The sequence below is a fragment of the Paenarthrobacter sp. NPDC090517 genome, assembly GCF_044769165.1.
In the GTDB taxonomy this organism is placed as follows: Bacteria; Actinomycetota; Actinomycetes; order Actinomycetales; family Micrococcaceae; genus Arthrobacter.
On record NZ_JBIVXN010000006.1, the window covers coordinates 244,260 to 252,703 of the forward strand.

The window sequence follows — 8,444 nt, forward strand, 5'->3', positions numbered from 1 at the left end:
TGTCGGATGCCCGGCCGTGGGCCGTACCGGCGCCTGGAGATCATCGCCACATCGCAGCCGGGAATAACTTCACACAACCGCAGCCATACGGCGTTATTAGAAGGCTCCGTGAGCTGGTTGAGCCTGTAGCGGCGTAACATTTCTCAACGTCCGTTCGCTATGTTATTTGCGATGCACCTAACGTGTTCCGGTGAGCACCTCAACCAACACTTCCCCAGCAGCTGGCAAGACCGGCTTCCGGCTCCCCAAGTGGGCCGGTTCCTTCGGCGTCCAGATCATCGCAGCCCTTATCATCGGCCTCGTCCTTGGCCTCATCGCCAAGTACACGGGCAGCACCAAGACTGCTCCCAACGGCCTTGGCGCTACTCTCCAGACGATTGGCTCCAGCTACGTATCGTTGCTGCAGACCGCCGTCGTTCCTTTGATTTTCACCGCCGTGGTGAGCTCCATTGCGAACCTGCGCCAGGTGTCCAACGCTGCGCGGCTGGCGTGGAACACTCTGCTGTGGTTCGCCATTACCTCGCTGGTATCGGTACTGATCGGCATCGGCCTGGGTGTGCTCCTGCAACCAGGCGCCGCAACCGGTATCACCGAAGAGGCAAAGTACGCCGGCAAGACCGGTGACTGGTGGGCGTTCCTGATCGGCCTGTTCCCCAAGAACTTCCTTGGACTCGGCGCCAGCTCCACGGTCACCGAGAGCGCCAACGCTGCCACCACAGTCAGCACTGCCGTCAATTTCAACGTGCTTCAGATCCTGGTGATCGCAATCGCCATCGGCGTTGCCGCCCTCAAGGTGGGCAAGCAGGCCGAAGCCTTCCTGACGTTCAACGCATCCGCGCTGGCAGTCATCCAGAAGGTCCTGTGGTGGATCATCCGCATCGCCCCGCTGGGCACGATCGGCCTGATCGGTAACGCCGTGGCCATCTACGGCTGGGACACCATCGGCTCCCTGGGCAAGTTCACCGCCGCAATCTACATTGGCCTGGCCCTGGTGCTCTTCGTCCTTTACCCCATTCTGGTCCGCGTCCACGGCCTGTCCGTCAAGCAGTACTTCTCCGGCGTTTGGCCGGCTGTCCAGCTGGCGTTCGTCTCCCGCTCCTCGATCGGCACGCTTCCGCTCACGCAGCGCGTCACCGAGCGGAACCTTGGCGTCCCTTCCGGCTACGCTTCCTTCGCTGTCCCACTGGGCGCCACCACCAAGATGGACGGTTGCGCAGCGATCTACCCGGCTATCGCAGCGATCTTCGTGGCACAGTTCTTCGGCATCAACCTTGACTTCAGCCAGTACCTGCTGATCGTTCTGGTCTCAGTCCTCGGCTCCGCCGCTACGGCAGGCACCACCGGCGCCGTCGTCATGCTTACGCTGACCCTGTCCACGCTGGGCCTCCCGCTTGCCGGCGTCGGCCTCCTGCTGGCGATCGATCCGATCCTGGACATGGGCCGCACCGCCGTCAACGTCGCGGGCCAGGCATTGGTCCCGGCCATCGTGGCCAAGCGCCAGGGCATCCTGGACGAATCCCTCTACAACGCACCCCGCAACGGTGCAGCGTTCGCGGATGAGTTCGCCGCCGACAAGGCAGCGGCAGAAGTCAACGACCGCGAACTGGCCGATTCAAAGGCCTAAGACCCAGCGCTTTTTGCAATGGCTCAAATCCCCCGGGGAGTTCTCCCCGGGGGATTTCCCCGTTTAAGAGCGCAAGTCTGGATAGGCTCGGACCATGTTGATCGTCACCTCCAACGAAATCCCGGGCCACCGCATCGACGCCGTCTTCGGCGAAGTCATGGGCCTCACTGTCCGTTCACGCGATATCGGGTCGCAAATGCTTGCCGGCTTCCGCTCCCTTGGCGGCGGCGAGCTGCCCGAAATGACCAAGGCCCTCTACGAAAGCCGCCAGGAAGTCATGGCACGCATGGTCAACGAGGCGCAGCAGCGTGGTGCCAACGCTATTGTGGCCATGCGCTTCGACACCTCGGAAATGGGCACCAACTGGACCGAAGTGTGTGCCTACGGAACCGCGGTGTACGTGCTGCCGCTGGGCGAGGGTGAGCCCGGAGCAACGGGCCAGTCCATCTACCTGACCAAAACCGCAGCCCAACAGTCGTCCCAGCAGGGTCAGCCGGCTCCACCCGCTCCCCCGGCGCCCCCAACACAGTTCTAGCCCCACGCTGCCGAGTCCCGCTCTGGTTCGTCCGCCACCCCGTTCAACGGTGGGCTTGACGAACCAGGGCGGGACTTTTCGCGTGCCCCAAGGACCACCAAATTGCGCAGAGTGCAAACTTGCACTTAGTGTAAGTAAGTGACCCAAACCAGTAGCCGGGAAGCCACTGCGGAGTCGTCCACCGCTGCTGAGCCCGCTACCCCATCACGGCGCGAACTCAACAAGGCGGCCACCCGCAGCTCCATCGCCTCCGCAGCCCTGGACCTTTTGCGCAGCAACGGGTCCGGGAATTTCACCGTGGAAGACATCGCGGCCAGCGCGGGTGTCTCGCGGCGAACCTTTTTCAACTACTTCCCCAGCCTCGAAGCCGCACTGGCCTCCGTTGCCGACGGCTTTATGGACCACGCGCTGGAGCAGTTCCGGTTACGCCCGGCGGACGAGTCGATCCTCGAATCCGCGCAGGCCGCCCTTATGGCGTTGGCCGATCCCATGTCCGTGGCTCCCATGGCCGAGCTGTTCAGCCTGACGCAGGACAACCGCCAGCTGGCCCGCTCCGAGCTTGAAGCCTGGGAACACTGCACCGAGCAGATTATTGACGCTGCCCGCGGCAGGCTCGGCGCCGGCATCAGTGAGCTCTACCTCCACGCCCTCGCAGGTTCCGTCATCTCCTGCGGCAAAGCGGCAATGACCGTCTGGTTCGCCGAACACGGACCGGACCTTTCCCCCAAATCCCTCGCAGTCCTCCGCCAGCACCTCATCGATGCGATGGGCCTTCTCGGTGCAGGCTTCGCGCCGCCGTCGGACGCTTCCCTCCACGCCTCACCTTCCGTTCCAACCACCAAAGATCGGTTCTGACATGGCCTCGTTCCTCTACCGTCTCGGCAAATTTTCGTATCGCCGCCGCTGGCTGGTCATCTCCATATGGCTGGCCGTCATGGTGGCAGTGGGCGGCTCGGCCGCAGCGTTCCACGGCACCATGTCCAACAACTTCACCATCCCGGGCACCGAAACCCAGCAGATGGCTGACAAGCTCAAAGAGGCCCTGCCCGAATCGTCAGGCGGCTCCGCCAGCGTGGTTTTCGACGCAGGAGATGCCGGCTTCGACCCAGCCAAGAAGGACGCGGTTGCCGCTGCGCTCACCAAGCTTGAAGCCATGCCTGACGTTCAGGGCACCGTAAACCCGTTCACCACGCAGGAGCAACTGGATAAGGCCACCGCGGACATCGCTGCCGGCGAAGCCAAGGCTGCCGAGGGCCAAACCCAGTTGGACGCCGCGCGCGCCCAGCTGACTGCAGGCGAAGCCCAACTCGCAGGGGCTGAGCAGCAACTGGCCGCAGCTGGCCTCACCCCGGCACAGATTGAAGCGCAGCTGGCTCCGCAGCGCGCGGAACTCGCCGCAGGGAAGGAAAAGCTCGACGCCGGAACCAAGGAAGCAGCCGACGGCGCCGCCACGCTGGCCCTCGGCAAGCGACAACTTGAGGCCTCTGAGGGCATGCGATTTGTCTCCAGTGACAACAGAGCTGCAATCGCGCAGGTCCAGTTCAAGACCTCCATCAACGCTGTTGACCCCGCCGTGCGCGAGGAAGTCCAGGAGATCGTCCACGAAGTCTCTTCCGCCGGCGTCACGGCCTATGCCAGCAAGGAAATCACCGAGGACGTCTCTGAGATCTTCGGCATTGCAGAAATCGTGGGCGTCGCAGTGGCTGCCCTTGTCCTGATCCTGATGCTCGGCACTCTTATCGCGGCTGGCCTGCCTCTATTGATGGCGCTGATCGGCGTCGCCGTGGGTGTCGGTGGAACGTTCGCGCTCACCAGCGTGATCGACATGAGCTCCATCTCGCCCATGCTTGCCCTGATGCTCGGCCTCGCGGTTGGCATTGACTACTCCCTCTTCATCGTCAACCGCCACCGCACGCAGCTCCTGTCCGGTATGGACGCCGAGGAATCTGCGGCATTGGCCACCGGTACCTCCGGTAACGCCGTGCTATTTGCCGGCCTCACCGTCATCATCGCCCTCGCCGCGCTGGTGGTTCCCGGGTTGCCCTTCCTCGCAGTGATGGGTGTTGCGGCCGCAGCGACAGTCGGCGTAGCCGTCGTCGTAGCATTGACCCTGACGCCCGCCGTCCTGGCCCTGATCGGCCGCCGACTCATCTCCAAGCGCGCTTGGGCCAAAGCTGCCAAGCACAACGCCGAGCCCGGCCACGAAGCTGCGGACCGCGAACGCGAGGAGAAGCGCAGCAGCGGGGGCTGGGGCGGTATGGTCACACGTCACCCTTGGGTTGCCCTCGTGGCAAGCGTCGCGCTGCTGGGCGCGTTGGCGTTGCCGGCGTCACAGCTGCGGCTGGCACTTCCCGACGGCGGCTCCGAGCCGGTGGATTCGCAAGCCTTCAAGGCCTACGACCTCACGCGCAGCAGCTTCGGCGAAGGCGTGACGGGACCGATCGTCGTCGTGGGCGAATTCCCCGAAGGCCTCAGCGAGAACGATGCCAAGAACAAGCAATTCGATGTCGCGGACCAGCTCCGCAGCGTTGAGAACGTCATCGCCGCTGTGCCGGTCGCTTTGAGCGAAGACCGCCGCACCGCCGTCTTCCAAGTCATCCCGAAGGAGGGCCCCGCCAGCGCCGGCACCGTGCAGGTCGTGTCCGATCTCCGCGGCAAGGGCTCAGCAATTCAGGACGACCTGGACGTGACCATCGGGCTGACAGGCCAAACCGCAGGCAACATTGACGTCTCCAACAAGCTCGGCGCGGCTCTGCCGCCCTACTTGGCGATTGTCGTGGGACTCTCCCTGCTGCTGTTGCTGCTGGTATTCCGCTCCATCGTGGTGCCCCTGCTGGCAACCGGCGGATTCCTGCTCTCGCTGGCCGCTGCTTTCGGCGCCGTGGTTGCCGTGTATCAGTGGGGCTGGCTGGGAGGCATCTTCGACGTCGCCAATCCGGGTGCTGTGCTCAGCTTCCTGCCCATCATCCTGATCGGCGTGCTGTTCGGCCTGGCGATGGACTACCAGGTGTTCATTACCTCCGGCATGCGGGAGTCGTTCATGCACGGCGAGTCCGCCAAGCACGCTGTCCGCTCCGGTTTCAGCCACGCCGCAGCAGTGGTCACCGCGGCCGCGATCATCATGGTCAGCGTGTTCTCCGGCTTCATCTTCAGCCACCTCACCATGGTCAGGCCCCTCGGCTTCGCCATGGCATTCGGTGTGCTGATTGATGCCTTCGTGGTCCGCATGACGATTGTTCCCGCCGTGATGTACCTCCTGGGCGAGAAGGCCTGGTGGCTGCCCAAGTGGCTGGAACGGATCCTCCCGGATGTGGATGTGGAAGGCGCCAAGCTGGACCGCAGTGACCGCCGGAAGGCTGACGCCGAGGAACTCGTCCACTAGCGCTCTCTCACATAACAGCCAATATTCTCGAACGCTCGCTCACTTGCTTGAGGCAATTGAGCGAGCGTTCGGTTTAAGCACGCGGGACGTGAGCGAGCGTTCGCGTCAAGCACGCGGGATGTGAGAGATGGTTCGGTTTAAGCACGCGGGACGTGAGCGAGCGTTCGCGTCAAGCACGCGGAACGTGAACGAGCGTTCGCGTCAAGCACGCGGGATGTGAGAGAGGGCCGTACTAGGCTGGGACCGTGACCCGATTGATCCTTGCCTCCCAGTCCCCCGCCCGTACCAAGCTGCTCACCGAAGCCGGGATTCAGCACGACGTCCTGGTCTCGGACGTCGACGAGGATGCGGTCCAGGCCAAATACGGAGTGACGAACGCCCACGACACCGCACTCCTGCTGGCCCGTGCCAAGGCCGAGGCCGTTGCGGCTCTCCCGGAAGCCGAGGGTGCCTTGGTGATCGGTTGTGATTCGGTGTTCGAGTTCGACGGCGAGTCCCACGGCAAGCCCTACACCGCGGAGGTCGCCCGTGAACGGATGCTGCGGATGAGCGGCTCGCAGGGAGTGCTCCACACGGGCCATTGGCTGGTTGACTGTCGGGACACCGCCGCCGACGCGGACGAAGAGGCAGACGCAGATGAAACGCCTGAAGGCACGGGCGCCACCGTAGGAGCGGTATCGAGCGCTGAGGTCCACTTCGCCCAAATGAGTACCCAGGACATCGACGCCTACATCGCCACCGGAGAACCTCTTCACTGCGCCGGCTCATTCACCATCGACGGCTTGGGTGGGGCCTTCATCCGTAAGGTGGACGGCGACCCGCACGCCGTCGTCGGACTCTCCATCTCCACCCTCCGGGACCTGCTGGTCCATGCGAACGTGGGCATTACGGAACTATGGGACGCGAAGAGCCAGTAGAAGCGGTTTGTAGCAACCCTACAAAGGAACATCGCCTCACACACGGAATCCCCCATCAATATGGGCGGAACCCTCACAATCACGCTAGGCTCCTCAAGGACAGAAGGAGTCAACAACTTGTCAGCTAACCCGGCGCAGCCCATTTCCAGCCCTCTCACCAAGGTCTTGATTGCCAACCGCGGCGAAATCGCGGTCCGCATCATCCGAGCCGCCCGGGACGAAGGCATCGCCTCCGTAGCCGTTTACGCCGACCCCGACCGTGACGCCCTCCATGTCCGCCTCGCCGACGAAGCTTACGCCTTGGGCGGCAACACCGCTGCCGAGTCGTACCTGGTGATGGACAAGATCATCGACGTCGCCAAGCAGTCAGGCGCCGATGGCATCCACCCCGGCTATGGCTTTCTCGCCGAAAACGCCGAATTCGCGGCCAAGGTCATCGACGCCGGCATCACGTGGATCGGCCCCTCCCCGGAAGCCATCTCGGCCTTGGGTGACAAGGTCCAGGCCCGCCACATCGCTGAAAAAGTAGGCGCACCCCTCGTCCCCGGCACGGCTGACCCCGTGGAATCCGCCGACGAAATCCTGAAATTCGCCGAGGAATTCGGCCTGCCTATCGCCATTAAGGCAGCCTTCGGCGGCGGTGGACGCGGCATCAAGGTGGCCCGCACCATGGACGAGATTCCCGAGCTCTACGAATCAGCGGTCCGTGAAGCAGTCGCAGCTTTCGGTCGCGGCGAGTGCTTCATTGAACGCTTCCTCGATGCTCCGCGCCACGTCGAAACCCAGTGCTTGGCCGATGCTTTCGGCAACGTTGTGGTGGTTTCCACCCGGGACTGCTCCTTGCAGCGTCGCAACCAGAAACTTGTTGAGGAAGCCCCGGCTCCGTACCTCAGCGAAGAGCAGAACAAGCGCCTCTACGAGTCCTCCAAAGCCATCCTGAAGGAAGCCAACTACCTCGGCGCCGGCACCTGCGAGTTCCTCGTGGGCCAGGACGGCACCATCTCCTTCCTCGAGGTCAACACCCGCCTCCAGGTGGAGCACTGCGTGTCCGAGGAAGTCACGGGAATCGACCTCGTCCGTGAGCAGTTCCGCATCGCCCGCGGTGAAGCCCTGGGCTACGAGGACCCCGAAGTCCGCGGCCACTCCTTCGAGTTCCGCATCACCGGCGAGGACCCGGGCCGCAACTTCATGCCCGCCCCCGGCACCATCACCACGCTGAAGAACCCGACCGGCCCCGGCGTCCGGATCGATTCCGGCATTGAGCAGGGCGACGTCATCAGCGGCAACTTCGACTCCATGCTCTCCAAGCTGATCATCACGGGAGCCACCCGCGAGCAAGCCCTCCAGCGTTCACGCCGCGCCCTCGAAGAGATGGTGGTTGAGGGCATCCCCACTGTCATCCCCTTCGACCTCGCAGTAGTCACCGATCCCGACTTTGCTCCGGCGGAAGGACCCTTCAAGGTTCACACCCGCTGGATCGAGACCGAGTTCGTCAACAGCATCCCTGCTTGGTCTGCCAACGGCGCGGGCGCTGAAACGTCCGACGCCGGTGACCGCCAGCGCGTCGTCGTCGAGGTTGGTGGCAAGCGGCTTGAGGTCGTCCTGCCGTCCGGTCTGGGCGGCAGCATCGCCGCGGTTTCCGGCGGTTCGGGCACCAAGTCCGGCAAGTCCAAGAAGCGCTCCCGTTCAGCTGGTGCAACGGCTGCGGCTGCGGGCGGCGACGCACTGACGTCCCCTATGCAGGGCACCATCGTGAAGGTGGCAGCTTCTGAGGGTGATGTTGTGGCTGAGGGCGACCTGATCGTGGTCCTTGAAGCCATGAAGATGGAACAACCGCTGACCGCCCACAAGGCCGGTACCGTGCGCGGCCTCGCTGCCACCGCAGGCGAGACCGTCGGTGGTTCCAGCGTTGCGTGGGCTGGATCATCGCTTTCGTCTTGTACAAGCCAGCGGCTGCGTTGATCTATGCAACGGCGTTCAAGCTCA

At 63.8% G+C, this 8,444-nt stretch carries 6 protein-coding genes; all 6 read left to right on the top strand.

What is annotated here, in order from left to right; translation table 11 throughout:
- Positions 1 to 190: 190 nt before the first annotated feature.
- The 6 genes from ACIQTW_RS18275 (at position 191) to ACIQTW_RS18300 (ending at position 8,420) form a co-directional block, all read left to right on the top strand.
- Complete coding sequence (locus ACIQTW_RS18275; protein ID WP_402939822.1) at positions 191 to 1,624, top strand: dicarboxylate/amino acid:cation symporter; 1,434 nt, start codon at positions 191 to 193, stop codon at positions 1,622 to 1,624.
- 94 nt (positions 1,625 to 1,718) lie between these two features.
- On the top strand, positions 1,719 to 2,159 hold the full coding sequence (locus ACIQTW_RS18280) for a YbjQ family protein (protein ID WP_402939825.1): 441 nt from the start codon (positions 1,719 to 1,721) through the stop codon (positions 2,157 to 2,159).
- A 138-nt stretch (positions 2,160 to 2,297) separates the two neighbouring features.
- Positions 2,298 to 3,014 (top strand): TetR family transcriptional regulator, encoded by a 717-nt coding sequence (locus tag ACIQTW_RS18285; RefSeq protein ID WP_402939828.1) that lies wholly within the window; start codon positions 2,298 to 2,300, stop codon positions 3,012 to 3,014.
- 1 nt (position 3,015) lies between these two features.
- The gene (locus ACIQTW_RS18290; RefSeq protein WP_402939830.1) at positions 3,016 to 5,541 is read left to right on the top strand and encodes an MMPL family transporter; all 2,526 of its coding nucleotides are present in this window, start codon (positions 3,016 to 3,018) and stop codon (positions 5,539 to 5,541) included.
- Between the two features lie 245 nt (positions 5,542 to 5,786).
- Entirely contained in the window at positions 5,787 to 6,458 is a 672-nt protein-coding gene (locus tag ACIQTW_RS18295) for a Maf family protein (protein WP_402939832.1), read from the top strand.
- 60 nt (positions 6,459 to 6,518) lie between these two features.
- Positions 6,519 to 8,420 (top strand): biotin carboxylase N-terminal domain-containing protein, encoded by a 1,902-nt coding sequence (locus tag ACIQTW_RS18300; RefSeq protein ID WP_402939834.1) that lies wholly within the window; start codon positions 6,519 to 6,521, stop codon positions 8,418 to 8,420.
- Positions 8,421 to 8,444: the final 24 nt, after the last annotated feature.

Excerpts from the sequence above, each read along its gene's own strand:
- ACIQTW_RS18280 (WP_402939825.1), top strand. The coding sequence starts at position 1,719 with ATGTTGATCGTCACCTCCAACGAAATCCCGGGCCACCGCATCGACGCC.
- ACIQTW_RS18290 (WP_402939830.1), top strand. The coding sequence starts at position 3,016 with ATGGCCTCGTTCCTCTACCGTCTCGGCAAATTTTCGTATCGCCGCCGC.
- ACIQTW_RS18300 (WP_402939834.1), top strand. The coding sequence starts at position 6,519 with ATGGGCGGAACCCTCACAATCACGCTAGGCTCCTCAAGGACAGAAGGA.